General features: G+C 64.8%; 21 protein-coding genes. 11 read left to right on the top strand and 10 right to left on the bottom strand.

Going from position 1 to position 18,151, the window contains the following annotated elements; genetic code table 11:
* The first annotated feature begins 46 nt into the window (after positions 1-46).
* The 6 genes from ispH (at position 47) to CLV89_RS13875 (ending at position 3,925) form a co-directional block, all read left to right on the top strand.
* Positions 47-997: a 4-hydroxy-3-methylbut-2-enyl diphosphate reductase gene (gene ispH / locus CLV89_RS13900; RefSeq protein WP_106164255.1), complete on the top strand. Its 951-nt coding sequence runs from the start codon at positions 47-49 to the stop codon at positions 995-997.
* A 139-nt stretch (positions 998-1,136) separates the two neighbouring features.
* On the top strand, positions 1,137-1,754 hold the full coding sequence (locus CLV89_RS13895; RefSeq protein WP_106164254.1) for a LysE family translocator: 618 nt from the start codon (positions 1,137-1,139) through the stop codon (positions 1,752-1,754).
* Positions 1,754-2,212 carry a DUF3429 domain-containing protein gene (locus CLV89_RS13890; protein WP_106164253.1) on the top strand — a complete coding sequence of 153 codons (459 nt, stop codon included), beginning with the start codon at positions 1,754-1,756 and terminating at the stop codon, positions 2,210-2,212. Before CLV89_RS13895 ends, CLV89_RS13890 begins: the two co-directional genes overlap by 1 nt.
* Positions 2,209-2,808 carry a class I SAM-dependent methyltransferase gene (locus tag CLV89_RS13885; RefSeq protein WP_106164252.1) on the top strand — a complete coding sequence of 200 codons (600 nt, stop codon included), beginning with the start codon at positions 2,209-2,211 and terminating at the stop codon, positions 2,806-2,808. The genes CLV89_RS13890 and CLV89_RS13885 overlap by 4 nt, the downstream gene beginning before the upstream one ends.
* A complete protein-coding gene (gene rnhA / locus CLV89_RS13880) occupies positions 2,801-3,259 on the top strand; it encodes a ribonuclease HI (protein WP_106164251.1) in 459 nt (152 codons plus the stop codon). Before CLV89_RS13885 ends, rnhA begins: the two co-directional genes overlap by 8 nt.
* A 42-nt stretch (positions 3,260-3,301) precedes the next feature.
* Complete coding sequence (locus CLV89_RS13875; protein ID WP_106164250.1) at positions 3,302-3,925, top strand: trimeric intracellular cation channel family protein; 624 nt, start codon at positions 3,302-3,304, stop codon at positions 3,923-3,925.
* A gap of 164 nt (positions 3,926-4,089) precedes the next feature.
* Here the strand turns inward: CLV89_RS13875 and CLV89_RS13870 are convergent, their stop codons facing one another.
* The 6 genes from CLV89_RS13870 to def (CLV89_RS13845) all read right to left on the bottom strand — a co-directional run bounded on the left by CLV89_RS13870 (position 4,090) and on the right by def (CLV89_RS13845) (position 7,207).
* A complete protein-coding gene (locus tag CLV89_RS13870; protein ID WP_106164249.1) occupies positions 4,090-4,326 on the bottom strand; it encodes a GlsB/YeaQ/YmgE family stress response membrane protein in 237 nt (78 codons plus the stop codon).
* A gap of 31 nt (positions 4,327-4,357) precedes the next feature.
* Positions 4,358-4,594: a hypothetical protein gene (locus tag CLV89_RS13865; RefSeq protein ID WP_106164248.1), complete on the bottom strand. Its 237-nt coding sequence runs from the start codon at positions 4,592-4,594 to the stop codon at positions 4,358-4,360.
* Positions 4,591-5,517 carry a methionyl-tRNA formyltransferase gene (gene fmt, locus CLV89_RS13860; protein ID WP_106164247.1) on the bottom strand — a complete coding sequence of 309 codons (927 nt, stop codon included), beginning with the start codon at positions 5,515-5,517 and terminating at the stop codon, positions 4,591-4,593. The genes CLV89_RS13865 and fmt overlap by 4 nt, the downstream gene beginning before the upstream one ends.
* 165 nt (positions 5,518-5,682) lie before the next feature.
* Entirely contained in the window at positions 5,683-6,180 is a 498-nt protein-coding gene (gene def, locus CLV89_RS13855) for a peptide deformylase (protein WP_106164246.1), read from the bottom strand.
* The gene (gene def, locus CLV89_RS13850) at positions 6,177-6,686 is read right to left on the bottom strand and encodes a peptide deformylase (RefSeq protein ID WP_106164245.1); all 510 of its coding nucleotides are present in this window, start codon (positions 6,684-6,686) and stop codon (positions 6,177-6,179) included. Before def (CLV89_RS13850) ends, def (CLV89_RS13855) begins: the two co-directional genes overlap by 4 nt.
* The gene (gene def / locus CLV89_RS13845) at positions 6,683-7,207 is read right to left on the bottom strand and encodes a peptide deformylase (RefSeq protein ID WP_106164309.1); all 525 of its coding nucleotides are present in this window, start codon (positions 7,205-7,207) and stop codon (positions 6,683-6,685) included. The genes def (CLV89_RS13850) and def (CLV89_RS13845) overlap by 4 nt, the downstream gene beginning before the upstream one ends.
* Positions 7,208-7,370: 163 nt before the next feature.
* On the opposite strand from def (CLV89_RS13845), the gene CLV89_RS13840 reads away from it, so the two are divergent.
* Entirely contained in the window at positions 7,371-8,543 is a 1,173-nt protein-coding gene (locus CLV89_RS13840) for a MalY/PatB family protein (protein WP_106164244.1), read from the top strand.
* Positions 8,544-8,670: 127 nt separating this feature from the next.
* Here CLV89_RS13840 and CLV89_RS22405 read toward each other — a convergent pair whose 3' ends face one another.
* Positions 8,671-8,943 carry a hypothetical protein gene (locus CLV89_RS22405; protein WP_133166728.1) on the bottom strand — a complete coding sequence of 91 codons (273 nt, stop codon included), beginning with the start codon at positions 8,941-8,943 and terminating at the stop codon, positions 8,671-8,673.
* Positions 8,944-9,337: 394 nt separating this feature from the next.
* On the bottom strand, positions 9,338-9,703 hold the full coding sequence (locus tag CLV89_RS13835) for a hypothetical protein (protein WP_106164243.1): 366 nt from the start codon (positions 9,701-9,703) through the stop codon (positions 9,338-9,340).
* Between the two features lie 267 nt (positions 9,704-9,970).
* Between CLV89_RS13835 and CLV89_RS13830 the strand changes: the two genes are divergently transcribed.
* The 4 genes from CLV89_RS13830 to CLV89_RS13815 all read left to right on the top strand — a co-directional run bounded on the left by CLV89_RS13830 (position 9,971) and on the right by CLV89_RS13815 (position 14,207).
* A complete protein-coding gene (locus CLV89_RS13830; protein ID WP_106164242.1) occupies positions 9,971-10,945 on the top strand; it encodes a glutathione S-transferase family protein in 975 nt (324 codons plus the stop codon).
* Between the two features lie 113 nt (positions 10,946-11,058).
* Positions 11,059-12,060 carry a threonine-phosphate decarboxylase gene (locus CLV89_RS13825; protein ID WP_106164308.1) on the top strand — a complete coding sequence of 334 codons (1,002 nt, stop codon included), beginning with the start codon at positions 11,059-11,061 and terminating at the stop codon, positions 12,058-12,060.
* Entirely contained in the window at positions 12,057-12,968 is a 912-nt protein-coding gene (gene cbiB, locus CLV89_RS13820) for an adenosylcobinamide-phosphate synthase CbiB (RefSeq protein WP_106164241.1), read from the top strand. The genes CLV89_RS13825 and cbiB overlap by 4 nt, the downstream gene beginning before the upstream one ends.
* A 42-nt stretch (positions 12,969-13,010) precedes the next feature.
* A complete protein-coding gene (locus CLV89_RS13815) occupies positions 13,011-14,207 on the top strand; it encodes a lytic murein transglycosylase (protein ID WP_106164307.1) in 1,197 nt (398 codons plus the stop codon).
* 6 nt (positions 14,208-14,213) lie between these two features.
* Here CLV89_RS13815 and CLV89_RS13810 read toward each other — a convergent pair whose 3' ends face one another.
* Both CLV89_RS13810 and CLV89_RS13805 read right to left on the bottom strand, forming a co-directional pair.
* Entirely contained in the window at positions 14,214-14,570 is a 357-nt protein-coding gene (locus tag CLV89_RS13810) for a hypothetical protein (protein ID WP_106164240.1), read from the bottom strand.
* A 65-nt stretch (positions 14,571-14,635) separates the two neighbouring features.
* Positions 14,636-18,091 carry a chromosome segregation SMC family protein gene (locus CLV89_RS13805; RefSeq protein WP_106164239.1) on the bottom strand — a complete coding sequence of 1,152 codons (3,456 nt, stop codon included), beginning with the start codon at positions 18,089-18,091 and terminating at the stop codon, positions 14,636-14,638.
* Positions 18,092-18,151: the final 60 nt, after the last annotated feature.

Below are 18,151 nucleotides of genomic sequence, written 5' to 3'. Positions count from 1 at the left end.
TCTGGGGCACATCCTGACCACCCTCGATCTCTGGGACCGCGCACCGATGACCACGAAACCAGCTCTCACCCTCTATCTCGCGGCGCCCCGCGGGTTCTGTGCCGGCGTCGACCGCGCGATCAAGATCGTGGAGATGGCGTTGGAAAAATGGGGCGCACCGGTCTATGTGCGCCACGAAATCGTACACAACAAATTTGTCGTCGATGGGCTGCGCGAAAAAGGCGCGGTGTTTGTCGAGGAGCTGGAGGAATGCCCTGATGACCGGCCGGTGATCTTTTCCGCCCATGGGGTGCCGAAATCGGTGCCCGCCGCTGCCCAGGCCCGCGAGATGGTCTTTGTCGATGCCACCTGCCCGCTGGTCTCAAAGGTGCATATCGAAGCGCAGCGCCATGCCGAGGCCGGATTGCAGATGATCATGATCGGCCACAAGGGCCATCCGGAGACCGTCGGTACCATGGGGCAACTGCCTGAGGGCGAGGTGCTGCTGGTCGAAACCGTGGCGGATGTGGCCGATGTGACGGTGCGCGACCCGGAGCGGCTGGCTTTTGTCACCCAGACCACCCTGTCGGTGGATGACACCAAGGATATCGTTGCGGCCCTACAGGCGCGGTTCCCGGCCATCATCGGCCCGCACAAGGAAGACATCTGCTACGCCACCACCAACCGGCAGGAGGCGGTCAAGGCGGTGGCCCCGAAATCCGACGCCCTCCTGGTGGTCGGCGCGCCCAATTCCTCCAATTCGCGCCGTCTGGTCGAGGTGGGCGCCAAGAACGGCTGCAGCTACGCGCAGTTGGTGCAGCGGGCCGAGAACATCGACTGGCGCGCCCTCGACGGCATCCGCTCGGTGGCGATCACCGCCGGGGCCTCGGCGCCGGAACTCCTGGTGAACGAGGTCATCGACGCCTTCCGTGCCCGCTATGATGTCACCGTGGAACTGGTGGAGACGGCGGTGGAAAAGGTCGAATTCAAGGTACCGCGCGTGCTGCGCAGCGCCTGAAGACGACCCGCGTGCCGCCGGGTGCCGTCACCCCTACCCCGCCTTGCACGCAGCAGCGGCTTGCGCTCTGCGGCGGCGTGACTACCTTGGAGAGGTATTCCATCCTGCATGTTCAGGCCTGTCACAAGGAACCGATCCATTGATTTCCCTGCAGTTTCTTCTCACCGCCTTTGTTGTCGTCCTCGCGCCGGGCACAGGTGTCATATACACGCTGGCGCTTGGCCTCGGACGCGGACGGCGCGCGGCGATCTGGGCCGCATTTGGCTGCACCGTCGGCATACTGCCGCATCTCGCCGCCGCGACGCTGGGGTTGGCGGCAGTGCTGCACTCCTCGGCGCTGCTGTTTCAGGGCGTGAAGATCGCCGGTGTGGTCTACCTGCTTTACTTGGCGTGGCAGATGCTGAAGTCCGATGGCGCGCTGTCGGTTTCAGCCGCAAAGCCTGATCCGCAGCCCGGCCTGACCATCGCCAAGCGCGGGGCGCTGATCAATATCCTGAACCCGAAGCTATCGATCTTCTTCCTCGCACTGATGCCGCCGTTCCTGTCCGGATCTGCCGCCAGTGCAACGCAGGAAATGGTGCTGCTGGGCGCGGTGTTCATGGCGCTGACCTTTGCGGTTTTTGTCCTATACGGGCTGTTTGCGGCGCAGGCGCGCCAGTTGATCCTCGGCTCTGAACGGGTGGTCACATGGCTCAACCGCAGCTTCGCGGCGATCTTTGCTGCGCTTGCCCTGCGGCTGGCGATGGAGCGCGCCTGATGTTGCGTGGCATTCCGACCGCCCCGCTGCTCCTCGGCCTTGCCGGGGTGATCCCCTTTGTCTGGGGCGCGCTGACGGTGCTGGTGCCGGCCCTGCAGAGCTGGGGGATCGACGCGCTGGGATCGCGGTTTGTCGGCCCCTATGTGCAGTTGTTCTACGGTTCGGTGATCCTCAGCTTCATGTCCGGGGTGCTCTGGGGCTATGCCACCCGCGCCTCCGGGCGACTGCAATCGGCAGCCTGCTACGCCCTGTCAGTGATCCCGGCGCTCTGGGCGTTTTTCATGACCGGCGGCGGGCCGGTCAGCGCTGGCATGAACCTGATCTGGGGCTTTCTCGGCCTGTTGCTGCTGGACATGATGTTCAGCCTCTGGCGGCTGACACCCAGCTGGTGGATGCGCCTGCGGGTGCTGTTGACCGGCATCGTTGTCCTCTCGTTGTCTGTCGGGGTGTTCTTGTGAGCGATGAAGAAACCATGGCAGTCTATGCCCAAGCGGCGGAAGACTACGGCAAGGGCTTTGCCCGCGCGAAGGACACGTTTCACGAGCCCGACTATGCGGCGTTTGTGGCAGGCCTGCCCGAGGGCGGCACGGTGCTGGATCTGGGCTGCGGGCCCGGCCATTGGGCGGCGCGGTTTCGCGACGACGGCTACCGGGTTACCGCCGTAGACGCCTCACCCGAGATGGCGGCCTATGCAAAGGAGACCTTTGGCATCGAGGTCCGCGTCGCGGAATTCGAAGATATCGAAATCGACGCGATGTTTGACGGCATCTGGGCCTTCTTCAGCCTGCTGCACGCGCCACGCAACGATTTCCCCGGCCATCTGCTGCGCCTGCACCGCGCGCTGGTGCCCGGGGGGCAGCTGAGCCTTGGCATGAAACTCGGCGAAGGCGAAGGCCGCGACACGCTGGGCCGGTTCTATTCCTACTACAGCGAGGAGGAGCTGACCGGCCTTCTGGGCACTGCGGGCTACACCGTACTGAGCACGCGACGCGGAAATGGCAAAGGATTGGCTGGCGCTGCGGAGACCTTTGTCGTAGTGACCGCGCATGCCTGATTTATATGCCTATACCGACGGAGCCTGCTCCGGAAATCCCGGCCCCGGCGGCTGGGGCGCCCTGTTGCGTGCCATGGATGGTGCGACCATCGTCAAGGAACGCGAATTGCAGGGCGGCGAGAAAGACACCACCAACAACCGGATGGAGCTGCTGGCCGCGATCCATGCGCTGGAAAGCCTGGCGCGGCCGTCGAAGATCACCGTGGTCACCGACTCCGCCTATGTGAAGAACGGTGTCACCGGCTGGATCTTCGGCTGGAAAAGGAACGGCTGGAAGACTGCTGCCAAGAAGCCGGTGAAGAACGTTGAGCTGTGGCAGCGCCTGGACGCAGCACAGGCCCGCCATGACGTGACCTGGGAATGGGTCAAGGGCCACGCGGGCCACCCCGAGAACGAACGCGCCGACGAGCTGGCACGCGCTGGCATGGCACCGTTCAAGAAAGGCGGCTGAAACGCTCTTCGCCTTTGTCACGCGCGGTAGGGAGGCTGCGGCATGACCATCCTGACATTGCTGGATTACGCCGCGGCCATCGTTTTTGCCGCATCCGGCGCCATGGTGGCAAGCCGGGCGCAGCTGGACATCGTCGGCTTTGCCTTCATCGCCTGCCTGACGGCGGTGGGCGGCGGCACCGTGCGTGACGTGCTGCTGGACCGTAACCCGGTGTTCTGGATGGGCGATCCGATGCCGATCCTGCTGGCCACCGGGGTGGCGGTGCTGGTGTTCTTCACCGCGCATCTGGTGGAAAGCCGCCTGCGCTGGGTGGTCTGGCTCGACACATTTGCGCTGGCGATCGCGGTGCCTGCAGGCGCCGGGGCGGCGATGGAACTGGGGCACGGGCCGGTGATCGTGGTGTTGATGGGCATGGCGACCGGCAGCCTTGGCGGTTTGATGCGCGATGTGGTCTGCAACGAAGTGCCCTTGGTGCTGACGCAGGGTGAGCTCTATATTTCCTGCGCCATGGCCGGAGCGATCACCGCGGTGGTTATGGTCTGGTTTGGCCTGCCGGCGGGACCGGCCCTGCTGGGCTGCGCCGGGGTCACTTGGGTGACCCGTGCCGGCTCCCTGGCCTTTGGCTGGCATCTGCCCGTCTACCGTCCGCGCCCGCCGCGGCGCTGACAATAACCTAAGGGATCTCTCCCGCCCGAGCTTTGCGCCCCTGTGGGACGCGCGCAATGTTGGGCCGAGCGCGGTGGCGCGCCCAAAGGGCGCGCCACCGCGCGGGTCGCTTCGGGCTCTGCCCGAAGCGAAACACCTGCCACACTTGGGCCTTGCCCCGCTTACTACTTATTCTGGATCTTCTGCCACAGCAGGATCAGCACCACCGCGCCGAGGATTGCGCCGACCAAGCCGGCCAGCATGCCCATCACCGCAAGAAGCGCGCGCAGCACCAGACCCCCGATCAACGCCCCGGCAACGCCGATGGCGATAGTGGTGAGGAGATCCGCTTCGATCCGCATGATCCGCGTGGCGATCAACCCCGCCGCCGCACCGATGATGATCAGGAACACAACCGACATTCTTGTCTCTCTTTCTGCCCCGTCAAAAGGCCTAGCGCCGCCAGTGGAACGGCACGATGATGAGCGCGCCGATCGAGGACAGGATGGCGTTCCAGCCCGGCGCGTTGAAACCGATACCGAACATCAGTCGCAGGAAGAAGAACAGGAAGGCCCCGCCGACGCAGATGATGATCGATTGCACCACCCCGTTGTGAGTAAAGCCGCTGCGTTCGGACAGGTAGCCGACAATACCCGCGATCACCACGGTGCCAAACAGCGCCAACATCATGTCGTCGCCTCCGGCACGGACAGCTCAGAACCGGTCGCAATCGGAAACCCGCGTAAGAAGGTCTCGCAGTCCTGCGCGCCCTTGCCGGCCCGTTGCAGGCGCAGGAGTTCCACTGCGCCACTGCCACAGGCGATAGTCAATGTCTGGTCCAGAACGGTGCCCGGCGCGCCGGATCCCGCGGCCAGACGCGAGGCGAGCACCTTTACCCGCTGGCCGTCGATGTCGCACCATGCGCCGGGAAACGGCGAGAGACCGCGGATCTTGCGGTCGACCTCTTCCGCCGGGGCGCGCCAGTCGATCTGCGCCTCGGCCTTGTCGATCTTGCTCGCGTAGGTGACGCCCTCCGCGGGCTGTGGCTCCGGCGTCAGATCCGGCAAGGCCATGAGAGCCTCCACGATCAGCCCAGCGCCGATTTCGGACAGGCGATCATGGAGTTCGGAAGTGACTTCCTCGGCCCCGATCAGGGTCTCCTCGCGCATCAGGACAGGGCCGGTATCCAAGCCAGCCTCCATCTGCATGATGCAGATACCTGTTTCTGCATCGCCCGCCATGATCGCGCGGTGAATAGGTGCCGCGCCGCGCCACCGCGGCAGCAGGCTGGCGTGAATGTTGAGGCAACCCCGTTCAGGCGCGTCGAGGATGGCCTGCGGCAGGATCAGCCCATAGGCGACCACAACGGCGACGTCCGCCTTGAGCGCTGCAAAGGCCGCCTGTTCTTCGGCGTTTTTGAGCGAGACTGGGTGGCGCACATCAAGCCCCAGTTCTGAGGCCCTTGCATGCACCGGAGTGGGGCGGTCCTTCTTGCCGCGCCCGGCGGGACGGGGTGGCTGGCAATAGACCGCGGCGATCTCGTGACCTGCGGCCACCAGCGCATCCAGCACCGGGACCGAAAACTCCGGTGTTCCCATGAAGATAACCCGCATCGCGCTGCCCTTCCTGCCGTGCATTGGTGTTGAGCACAGGCTTAACGCAGGACACGGCACAGGGCCAGAGCGGACGCGCATATGCGCGACAGCATGCGCCTGCCCCTGACGGGTCAGGCTAGGGCCTCCGGCGGAGATATTTACAAAAAGCTGAAAGCCAACAGGTCAGCGCGCCAGTTTGCGCGCCTTCTTGATCAGCATGTCGCGCTTCATCCGGGAGAGATGGTCAAAGTACATCTTGCCGTTCAGATGGTCGATCTGATGCTGCACGGATGTGGCCTCGATCCCGACAAAATCGCGCCGGTCCACCACGCCGTCCTCGTTGAGGAAACGCACGGTGACCGCGCGTGGGCGCTGTATTTTGGCCGCCACGCCAGGAAGGTTGGGGCTGGCTTCCTCATGTTCGCGCAGCTCGATCGAGGAATGCAGGATTTCCGGATTGGCCAGCCGTACCACGCGGCCCCGCTGCGTGGAGCCGTCGACCACCGCCAGCCGCAGCATCACGCCGATCTGTGGGGCAGCCAGACCCACACCCGGCATCGCCTCCATCGTGTCGATCATGTCGTCCCAGATCGCGCGGATCTCTTCGGTGATCTCCGGCACCGCGTCGGCGGCGGTGCGCAGGCGTTTGTCGGGCCAAGGCAGGCAGGTGCGGATGGTCATGAGCGCGTGTCCTCATCAGGCTGGTACTGAGCGTCTGCCGCCGCGCGGGCCTGAGGCGACAGGTGATCGAAGGTCACACGCCCATCGAGATGGTCGTATTCATGCTGGATGCAGCGAGCGGCGAACCCGTCAAATTCCTGTTCGCAAGGCTGGCGTTCAGCATCCAGCCAACGCACATGCACACGGGTCGGGCGCGATACTTCAGTGGAGACACCAGGTATCGACAAACAGCCCTCTTCGCCCACAGCCGTCTCTTCCGCGCGCCAAAGGATCTGCGGGTTGATCATCACGACAGGGTTCCGCGCCCCGTCCTTCCAATCCACATCCATCACGAAGAGGCGCTTGAGCACGCCAACCTGAGGCGCCGCAAGGCCCCGGCCCGGCGCGTCATACATCGTCTCCAGCATGTCGGCGATCAGAGTGGTCACATCCTCGTCCGCATCCACCGGCCTGCAGATCGTCGAAAGACGCCGGTCGGGCCACAGAACGATCGGCAGCAGGCTCATGTATTGCCACGCGCGATTTCGCGCTTCAGCTTCTGCATCTTGCGGGTGATCATCTGGCGTTTCAGCGGCTTGAGATAGTCGATGAACAGCTTGCCCTCGAGATGGTCAATCTCATGCTGCACGCAAGTGGCCCAGAGCCCGTCGAAGGTCTCGCTCTGCAGGTTGCCGTCACGGTCGAGCCATTCCACATCCACCACCTTGGGGCGGGTCACCTCGGCATATTGCTCGGGGATCGACAGGCAGCCTTCCTCGTAGACGTTCTCCTCGTCCGAGGCGGCGATGACGCGCGGGTTGAACATGACGAGGGGGCGCGCGGCGCCGTCCTCTTCCTTTACGCAATCAAGCACGATCAGGCGATCCAGAATGCCGATCTGCGGCGCCGCCAGGCCGATGCCGGGCGCTGCATACATGGTTTCCAGCATGTCGTCGGCCAGCGCGCGCAAATCATCGGACAGGTCCGGCACTTCTGCGGCGGTCTTCTTCAGACGCGGGTCGGGGTGTATCAGGATCGAACGTTTCATGGCCAATGCCTTTAGGCCAATCGCTGCAAACCCGCAATGTCTCTTCGCGGTGGCCGTGATCGGCAAGCGACCGCGCTGTGTTTGTACCAGCACATTGGCGGGGCTTTGCACCGCAGGCGCAATCCCCTAGCGTCTGCCCCGAACACGACGGAGACAGAATTTCATGGATTTCGACAAGATCATTGATCGCCGCGGCACGAATTGCGTCAAATGGGACATGATGGAGCCACTCTACGGAGTATCCCCCGAAGAAGGGCTGGCGATGTGGGTCGCTGACACGGATTTCGCCGTACCGGAGGTGGTCTCGGCAAAGATGCGCGAGATGGCCGATCACGGCATCTATGGCTACGAGAATCGCGAGTCCGAATACAAGGGCGCGATCCAGTGGTGGATGGAGAACCGCCACGGCTGGCGCGTCGATGCGGATGCGATCTTCACCACCACGGGCCTGGTCAACGGCGTCGGCATGTGCCTGGACACCTTTACCGATCCGGGCGACGGCATCGTGTTGTTGACCCCGGTCTACCACGCCTTTGCAAAGGTGATCCGCCTGGCGGGGCGCGAGGTGGTGGAATGCCAGATGGTGCAGGAGGACGGCGCCTACAGCATGGATTTTGCCGCCTATGACGCGCAGATGACCGGCAAGGAGAAAATGGTCATCCTCTGCTCGCCGCATAATCCCGGTGGCCGGGTCTGGAGCCAGGACGAACTGCAGGGGGTCGCCGATTTCTGCAAGCGCCACGACCTGATGCTGATCTCTGACGAGATCCACCATGATCTGGTGTTCAGCGGGCACAAGCACCTGCCGATGCCGGTTGCCGTACCGGAGGTTGTCGACCGGCTGATCATGCTGACAGCGCCGTCGAAAACCTTCAACATAGCCGGGCTGCACACCGGTCAGGTGATCATCCCGGACGAGGCGCTGCGCGAGCGTTTCCGCCGTCGCATGCTGGCGATCTATCTGCAGGGCAACACGGCCGGCGAAACCGCCACCATCGCCGCCTATTCTTCCGAAGGGGCGGCCTATGTGGACGCGCTGGTGCCCTATATCGAGGGCAACAAGGCGCTGTTTGACGAGGCTGTGAATGCCATTCCGGGGCTGAAATCCATGGCACTGCAGTCCACCTACCTGGCGTGGGTCGACTTTAGCGACACCGGCATGGAGCGGGCGGAGTTCACCCGCCGTGTGGAGCAGGATGCCAAGATCGTGGCGAACCATGGCACCACTTTTGGCACCGGCGGCGAGACCTTCCTGCGGTTCAACCTCGGCACCCAGCGGGCGCGGGTGGAAGAGGCCTGTGCGCGCTTGGCCAGGGCGTTCTCTGACCTGCAGTGACGCATTTCGTGCGGGCCTTGGCCCGGGTCGAGGAGACGCAGGGCACGCTGCTCGTGTGCCGCGCCTGATTCTATGAGCAGCGGCTGGGGCCCGCACCGCCGCCATCTCCAGTGGCGGCGGTGGAACATCAGATGGTCGGAACATCCGGTAGGGCGGCTGCGGTGATAGGATGTGCCGGGGGCAAGGTCGTGTTGCGGATGCAGAGGACGCGTGGCTCTGCCTCCCAAGGCGCCGCGTTTGCGGAGGGCGACGGCAATACGCCGGAGGGGCGCTTCAGGTTCGACCGGCGCAATTCAGGCAGCGCCTCCCCCTCTTGCGCAGCCACCATAACTTGCAGGCAAGGGATCAGGCGCACACCGCCACCGCGAGACGCGATCCGCACGGCGAGATGTTCATCCACGGGAAGCCGAAGGCTCTACTGGAATTGGTGAGCATGCGCGGCAAACAGCGGCGCCGGCGGCAATGCACAGCTGCGGCACGTATCGGATCTAGTCGCTGTTGGCACCACGGTAGATATCCAACCCTGACCGATTGCCTGGATTGGCTCGTTGGCTTTTTTCGGAGGTATCGGGGATATTTCGCTTCGGGCAAAGCCCGAAGCGACCCGCGCCGCGCGCGCCCGTTCCGGGCGCGCGCGGCGCTTGGCCCAACCGTCAGGGTCATATCCTGAATAGGATATGGCGCTTATGGGCGGGAGCTTCACCGTCTGCAAATCTCGCAACGTCATGCAGCGTAGGCTGGTGCGCACACGCCAATGCGCACAGGCCCGGAAACACTCCTCCAAGGGCGCTGGCTCAGCCCTCGCCCAGATGATCATGTCCCAACAAACCGACTGGCGCATCCGGCGCGCGATAGAAATCGAGCGGTGCGCTGTCTGCCGCGGCGGTCGCGCGCTTGAACTCATAGCGCATTTCGCCTGCTTCGGCCTCGGAGGCCACGATCAGGCATTGCGACAGATGACGTGTGCCATCGTAGAGATCCACAAGGCCGCGCAACTGCGGCACCACCTCCGCCTCGACCGAGAACCCGTCAGTCCACTGGCGAAGCACCGGATAGATCTCCTCGCCCGCATGCACGCGCAGGCGATTCTTTTTCTTCATGCCCTGCAGGCGCGCCTTGTCCAGCGCGTCCTGAACGGACTGGGGAACGTAGGTGGTCATGGCCTTTACCTCCGGCATTAGAGGACCGACCCTTAGTTTGGCTTGGAATTAGCTAAAATCAAGTGAAGGCGGCGCGCCCCTCCGCTGCAATTTCGAAGTGTGATCGGTTGGCCGCGCGCCTTGCCACGTTCCAATGCCTCGCTGCCTGAACAGGCTCTCTGCATGAGGCCTGTGCGCGGATGCAGAGGCGCTGCGCAGTCGCACAGGTGGTCGCGCCACTTCTCTGGCCCTATCCTCAGTCGCAACCGAAAAAAGGAAGGGCCTACCATGGGACTGCTGGTTGACGGCAAATGGCAAGACGTCTGGTATGATACAAAATCGCATGGGGGCGCTTTCAAACGTTCCGAATCCCAGTTCCGCAACTGGCTGACCGCCGATGGCGGCCCCGGCCCCGATGGTCAGACAGGGTTCAAGGCAGAAAGCGGTCGCTATCACCTCTATGTGTCCTACGCCTGCCCTTGGGCGCATCGCACCCTGATCTTTCGCAAACTGAAAGGGCTGGAGGACCACATCAGCATTTCAGTCGTGCATCCGGACATGCTGGACAAGGGCTGGGAGTTCAAGACAGGCATGGAGGGCGCCACCGGCGATGATCTGTTCGGCTTCGACTATATGCACCAGGTCTATACGAAGGCAGACCCCGCCTACTCTGGCCGCGTCACGGTGCCGGTGCTCTGGGACAAGCAGAACAACACAATCGTGTCGAACGAGAGCGCAGAGATCATCCGCATGCTCAACTCCGCCTTCGACGAGATCACGGGCAATACGCTTGACCTCTGGCCCGAGGCGCTGCGCGAGCCGATCGAGGCGGTGAACGCCCGAGTTTATGACACGGTGAACAATGGTGTGTACAAATCCGGTTTTGCCACCTCGCAGGAGGCCTATGACGCCGCCGTTGTGCCGCTGTTCGACAGTCTCGACTGGCTGGAGGATATCCTGAGCCAGCATCGCTACCTGATGGGCGACCAGCTGACGGAGGCCGACTGGCGTCTGTTCACGACACTGGTGCGGTTTGACCCGGTCTACCATCTGCATTTCAAATGCAACCGGCGTCGGATCATCGACTACCCCAACCTTTGGGCCTACACCCGTGAACTGTATCAGATGCCGGGCGTGGCAGAGACGGTGGTGATGCCGCATATCGTGCGCCACTATCACTACAGCCATGACACCATCAATCCGAACCGCATCCTGCCGATCAACCCGATACTGGACTGGGATGCACCGCACGGGCGCGGCTAGGCGCGCAACCGGACCGGAGAGGCCCAGGGCGCGGCGGGGTTCCGCCGCGCTTGCTTTATGGGAAGGGCGGGGGCATATCGTCCAAAGACCCTATGCACAAAGGCCGATCCGCCATGGCAGATAGCATCTCAAGCGCCCCCCAAGGCGCACCGGCCACCGCCCTGACGACCGCCCTGCCCCCGGCGCGCGATCATGGCGGCAACCTCGCGGCAGCCATCGCGCGCTTTGGCGGCGCGCGTGAGGACTGGATCGACCTGTCGACCGGAATAAACCCGGCCCCCTACCCGCTGCCGCCCATGCTGGCAGAGGACTGGACCGCCCTGCCCGACAGCGACGCGCAACAGGCACTGATCGAGGCGGCCCGCAGTTTCTGGCAGGTGCCGGAGGGCGCGGATATCCTGGCCGCCCCCGGTGCGTCGGCCCTTATCGCCCGCCTCCCTGTGCTGCGCCCTGCCCGCACCGTGCAGATCACCACCCCGACCTATAACGAACACGCGGCCGCCTTTGACCAATGTGGCTGGCAGGTCCTCGACGCGGGTCCGGCAGAGGCGCAGGTTGTGGTGCATCCCAACAATCCCGATGGACGCCTCTGGCTGGCGGAGGAGTTGACAGCGCCCTTCTGCGTGATCGATGAGAGCTTCTGCGATATCTGCCCCGACCAGAGCCTGATCGCGCGCGCCGCCACACCCGGCACGGTGATCCTGAAAAGCTTTGGCAAGTTCTGGGGGCTGGCCGGGCTGCGGCTGGGGTTTGCCATAGGCGATCCAGAACTGATCGCGGGGCTGCGCGCCGCCATGGGGCCATGGGCGGTCTCCGGCCCGGCGCTGCGGACCGGGACAGTGGCATTGAACAACCCAGACTGGGCGGCCACCACGCGGCTGGAACTGGCCGATGCCGCCTCGCGCCTTGACCAGCTGATGCAACAGGCCGGGGCGCAGACCGTCGGCGGCACTGATCTGTTCCGGCTCTATGACGTGGAGGACGCGGCTGCCTGGCAGGAGCGCCTTGGCCGCGCCCATATCTGGAGCCGCACTTTCCCCTATTCCACCCGCTTCCTGCGCCTCGGTCTGCCGCCCGCCGACCGCTGGGGCCAACTGGAGACCGCGCTGACATGAGCACCGCCGCGCTGCTGATCCCCGCCCTGATCCTCGATGCCGCCTTGGGAGAACCGAAATGGCTCTGGTCACGGCTGCCGCATCCGGCGGTGCTGATGGGACGGCTGGTGCAGGCGCTGGACGACGGATTGAATGAGGGCGACGGCAAACGTGGCAGGGGCGTGGTGGCGGTTGCCGTGCTGGTGCTGACCGGGCTGGTCCTCGGCTGGACGCTGTCCTGGCTCGGCAGCGTGGTCAGTGTGCTGATCGCCGCCATCCTGATCGCGCAACGCTCGCTGATCGACCACGTCAGCGCCGTGGCCACCGGGTTGCGTCAAGGCCTGCCCGAGGGGCGCGCAGCGGTGGCGATGATCGTCAGCCGCGACACCGACAGCATGACCGGCCCGCAGGTGGCGCGCTCCGCAATCGAGAGCGGGGCGGAGAATTTCTCTGACGGGGTGATCGCGCCGGTGTTCTGGTTCCTTGTCGCCGGACTGCCGGGGCTGCTGATCTACAAGCTGATAAACACCGCCGACAGCATGATCGGCTATCGCACCGAAGCCTACGAGGAATTCGGCTGGGCCGCGGCGCGGTTTGATGATGTGCTGAACATCATCCCCGCCCGGTTGAGTGCGCTCCTGCTGGCCGTGGTCACCCGGCGCACCGGCGACTGGGGCGAAATCAGCACTGATGCGCGCAAACACCGCTCCCCCAACGCGGGCTGGCCAGAGGCCGCCATGGCGCGCGCGCTTGGCGTGGCGCTGGCGGGTCCGCGCTCCTACGATGGCGAGATGCGCGACTTTGCTTGGGTGAATGACAGCGGCTCAAAGAGCGCCGATGCCCATGCCATCACGCGTTGCTGTCAAATTCTGTGGAAATCATGGGGTCTGACACTGGTTCTGGTGGTTGCATTGGGTCTGCTCTTCTAGATATCGTTAGCGCGAACCCATCCGACCAAAGGACATATGGCCATGCGCGTGCTGCCCAGCCCCAAAGCGGTCCTGCACCGCACCGCCCTGATCGCCCTGTTAGCCACCCCGACCCTGGCCTCTGCGCAATGTGGCGGAGGTTTCCAGAACTTCGTACGTGGGCTGAAGGACGAGGCCGTTTCCGCGGGCTATTCGATCAAAACCGTGAACGGCTTCTTCAGCGGTGTCGCTAAAGACTCCAAAGTGCTGCGCGCCGACCGCTCGCAAGGCGTGTTCCAGAAACCCTTCATCGAGTTTTCGCGACGGCTCATCTCGCAGAGCCGATTGGATCGGGGCAGCCGCAAGGGCGAGGAATTCGACAAGATTTTTGAGCGGATCGAGACCACCTATGGCATCAACCGCGGCGTGCTACTGGCCTTCTGGGCGTTTGAGACCGACTACGGCGCGGTCCAGGGTGATTTCAACACCCGCAACGCGCTGGTGACGCTGGCCCATGACTGCCGCCGCCCGGAGTTGTTCCGGCCGCAGATCTTCTCAGCGCTGGAGCTCTATCGCAAGGGGGATTTCGACCCGGCCCGCACCACCGGCGCCTGGGCCGGCGAGATCGGCATGGTGCAGATGTTGCCCGGCGATATCCTCGAACACGGGGTGGATGCGGATGGCGATGGCCATGTGACGCTGAAAACCTCTGCCGCCGATGCGCTGATGTCAGCGGCGCGGATGCTGTCGCACCTCGGCTGGCGTGCAAACGAGCCCTGGCTGCAGGAAGTTACCATTCCGGCGGGCATGGATGTCTCTGCCTCCGGCCCGGCCTACAAGAAATCCGTGGCAGAGTGGGAGGCCATGGGGGTCACGCCACGGACCTTTGACTTCGCAATGAAGGACGTCGAGGCCTCGTTGATCCTGCCGCAGGGACACAAGGGGCCTGCCTTCCTCGCCTACCCCAATTTCGACATTTATTTCGAATGGAACCAGAGCTTTACCTATGTGCTGACCGCCGCCTACTTCGCCACCCGGCTTCAGGGCGCAGAGGTCTACAACGCGGGCAACCCCGACACCGGGTTGAGCGACGGGCAGATGAAGGAACTGCAGCGGCGGCTGCAAGACCGAGGGCACGATGTCGGCAGCGTCGATGGTATCCTTGGTGCAAATACACGCCTGGCCGTCCAGCAAGAGCAGATGCGCCTCGGCCTGCCTGCCGATGCCTGGCCAACGCCGGATCTGCTCAACGCGCTCTGAGGTCGCTCAGGGCCGCATCGGGAAGCGCGCGCCCTCTTCGGTAATCAGCAGGGTGCGATTGCCATCACGCACATATAGGTCGCAGCGTTTGTTGCCATTGGTGAAGGTCACGCAGACGCTGCCGTCCTCGGCGACCCTGTAGCTGCCCCAGGCGGTGCCGCCGCCATTTTGTGCCGAGTAGGTATAGGCGTATGCGCCATTGGCCCAGAACCGGCTTTCGCCGTCATCGTAGTAGCGGAACACCTGCCCCGGCAGCGCCGCAAGGTCGTCGGCGTCAAAGGGCTGATCTCCGGGGCGCAACGCCCATTCGGCAGCAGAGAGCGGCGTGGCAAGGCAAAGCAGCAAAGGGATGAGATAGCGCATAGCGCTACCCTAGCGGCGCTTTTGATGACAGCGCAGTCACGACTGCGTGTCAGCGCCGCTCACAGTCAGGCGACCAGAGCTTCGGCCTTTTTCAGATCGACGGAGACCAGCTGGCTAACGCCCTTCTCCTGCATGGTGACGCCGAACAAACGATCCATCCGCGCCATGGTCACCGCGTGGTGGGTGATGATCAGGAACCGCGTGTCGGTCTGCCGGCACATCTCGTCCAGCAGGTCGCAGAAGCGGGTGACATTGGCGTCATCCAGCGGCGCGTCGACCTCGTCCAGAACGCAAATCGGCGCCGGATTGGACAGGAATACCGCAAAGATCAGCGCCATCGCCGTCAGCGTCTGCTCACCGCCGGACAGCAGCGACAGGGTCGACAGCTTCTTGCCCGGCGGTTGGCACATGATCTCCAGCCCCGCATCCAGCGGATCGTCGCTTTCAACCATCAGCAGGTTGGCCTCGCCGCCGCCAAAGAGGTGCGTGAACAGCATCGCAAAGGAGCTGTTGACCTGCTCGAAGGCGGTCAGTAGCCGTTCGCGCCCCTCGCGGTTGAGGCTGGCGATGCCCGCGCGCAGGGTCTTTACCGCCTCTTCGAGATCCAGCTTTTCCGCTACCAGCGTGTCATGCTCTTCCTGCACTTCGCGGGCGTCTTCCTCGGCGCGCAGGTTGACCGCCCCCAGCGCGTCACGCTGGCGTTTGTGGCGGGCGACCTCGACCTCCAGCTCCTCGGCGTTGGGCATATCCTCAGGCGCGACCTCAAGCTGCTGCAGCAGGTCGCCGGGCTCCATCTGCATCACCTCGTCGATGCGCTCGGCGGCGGCCTCGACAGTCTCACGGGCGGCCTCGGTGCGGGCCTCGGAGCGGGCGCGCGCCTCGCGGGCCTCGGAGGCCAGCCGTTCGCATTCACGTTCGTTGTGCACCGCCTCGCGCAGCACGCCTTCGGCGGCAACCAGCGCGTCGGTGGCCTCGGCCTTGCGGGTCTCGGCCTCGGTGATCTGTTCGTTCAGCTCCTCGCGGGTCTCGGCAATCTCGCCGGGCACCGCCATCGCGTCCTCCAGCTCTTCCTGACTGGCCTCGCGGCGCTCTTCCAGTTCAGCGATCCGCTTGCCGGCCGACTCCAGACGATGGCGCCAGCCAGAGATTTCCTTGGTCACGGTCTGGGCCCGTTTGGTGCGGGCCTCGCCCTCGCGGCGCAGCTCGTCCAGCGCGGAGCGATGGGTCAGCATGGTGATCCGCGCGGCCTCGACCCCGTGCTTGATCTCCTCGACCTTGGCGCGGGCCTCACCCAGATCCCCCAGCGCGCTTTGCCCGGTTTCCGCCTCTTTCAGCTGCAGGGAGGCAGTGAGCGCATCCTCGTCATGGCGCGCAACGGCGATGCCGAAGTTTTCCAGCTTGCCTTCAGCGAGGTTGCGCTCCGCCTCGGCGCGGCTCAGGGCACGGGCGGCATCGGCGACACGCTGGTCGGCGGCGCGGCGAGCCTGACGGGCGGCCTGATCGGCGCGGGTGACTTCTTCCAGCTTGCGCACCAGCGCCTCATGCGCCGCCTGCGCGCCCTCGGTCCGGGCGGTGGCATGGGCCAGATCCTGTTTCAGCGCTTCCAGCCGGTTCATCTGTTCCAGCCGCATGGCGGCGGCAGAGGGCGCATCCTCGGCCCAGGCGCGGAACCCGTCCCAGCGCCACAGGTCGCCCTCCAATGTCACCAGCCGCTGCCCCGGTTGCAGCTGCGGTTGCAGGCGCAGGGCCTCGTCCGGATCCACCACGCCGATCTGCGCGATCCGGCGCCAGAGCGCATCGGGGCCGTCGACATATTTGCCCAGCGGTTCAACCCCGTCGGGCAGCGGGCCATCACGGTCATAGGACGGCAGGGTGAGCCAGCCGGTGGGCCCGTCGCCATCCGCAAGCGGCGCGCGCAGATCATCGGAGAGCGCCGCGCCCAAGGCCTTCTCGTAGCCCGGGGTCACCCGCAGGTCATCCATCACCTGCCCACCCTCGGCGGTGTCCCGTTCGACCAGCTTGGCCAGCGCCGTCACCTCGGCCCGCAGCGCGCCAAGCTCGCCCTCGGCCTCGGAGCGTTTGGCGCGTGCCTCGGTCTCATGCGCCTGGGTTTCGGTGCGCAGCTCATCCGCCTCGGCCAGGGCCTCCTCGGCCATCTCGGCCGCCTCGCGGGCCTCTTCCTCGGCCTCGACTGCGGCCTCATAGGTTTCTTCCGACGTCCCCAGCGCCTCGCGGGCCTCCGCCATGGCAGCGCGGGACTTGGCGCCCTCGCCCTCGGCCCGATCCAGCGCCCGGCGGCAATCCTCGACCAGACGTTGGGCAGACTGGTGACGGGCAGAGAGACGGGCGACATCCTCAGTCACCTGCGACAGGTGTTCCTCGCCGGTGTGCAGGATCGACGCCGATTCCTCTGCCACCTCCGCCGCTTCGGACATCCGGTCGTCCTGGCCTTCGCCGGCCTTGGCCAGCTCGCGCTTTTCCCATTCAAGCCGTTCAATGGTCTCGCCCGCGTCCTTGTTCAGGCCGGACTCGCGCTCAATGTCATTGCCCAGCTGCTGGATGCGGCTGTTCAGACGTTCGATGTTCTGACGCGCCTGCGCCTCCTGATCCGAGAGCGCATCGCGCTGCACCACCAGCCGCTGCAACACGGCCGCAGCGATCGCGTCTTCCTCGCGCAGGGGCGGCAGGCCTTCTTCGGCCTCGGCCCGTTTCTCGCTCGCCACGCGGGCCAGTGCCTCTGCCTTGGCGGCCTGGGTCACGCGGGTGCGAAGTTCCTCCTCGGCGGCAAGGCGGGCGTCATCCGCTTCGCGCCAGCGCCGGTAGAGCAGCATGCCCTCGGCCAGCCGCAGCTTCTCGCCAATCTCGCGGTAGCGCTGCGCCTGTTTCGCCTGCCGCCCCAGCTGCCCCAACTGGCTGGCGAGCTGTTCGATCACGTCATCGACGCGCAACAGGTTCTGTTCGGTGTTCTTCAGCTTCAGCTCCGCCTCGTGGCGCCGCTGATAGAGGCCGGAGATCCCCGCCGCCTCTTCCAGCACCCGACGGCGGGCCTTGGGCTTAGCGTTGATCAGTTCGGAGATCTGCCCCTGCCGCACCAGCGCCGGTGAATGCGCGCCGGTCGAGGCATCGGCAAAGAGCATCTGCACGTCCTTGGCGCGCACGTCACGGGTGTTGGCCTTGTAGGCGGAGCCCACGTCGCGGGTGATCCGGCGCACGATGTCAAGCTGATCGGCCTCGTTGAACCCCGACGGCGCCAGCCGCTCGGAGTTGTCGATCTGCAGGCTCACCTCGGCAAAGTTGCGGGCCGAGCGGCTGGCGGTGCCGGCGAAGATCACATCTTCCATGCCGCCGCCGCGCATCGCCTTGGCGCGGGTCTCGCCCATCACCCAGCGCAGCGCCTCCAGCAGGTTCGACTTGCCACAGCCGTTTGGCCCCACAACGCCGGTCAGACCATCGGCGATGATCAGGTCGGTGGGGTCAACAAAACTCTTGAAGCCAGTCAGCCTGAGTTTGGAAAAGCGCAAGATCGCCCTTTCTGGTGATTCCGTTGCCGGAAATCACATCAGTCTTGCGGGCCAAGTGTC

It is taken from the genome of Tritonibacter scottomollicae, from assembly GCF_003003215.1.
Lineage (GTDB): Bacteria > Pseudomonadota > Alphaproteobacteria > Rhodobacterales > Rhodobacteraceae > Epibacterium > Epibacterium scottomollicae.
This window is presented reverse-complemented; position numbering and strand designations above follow the sequence as displayed.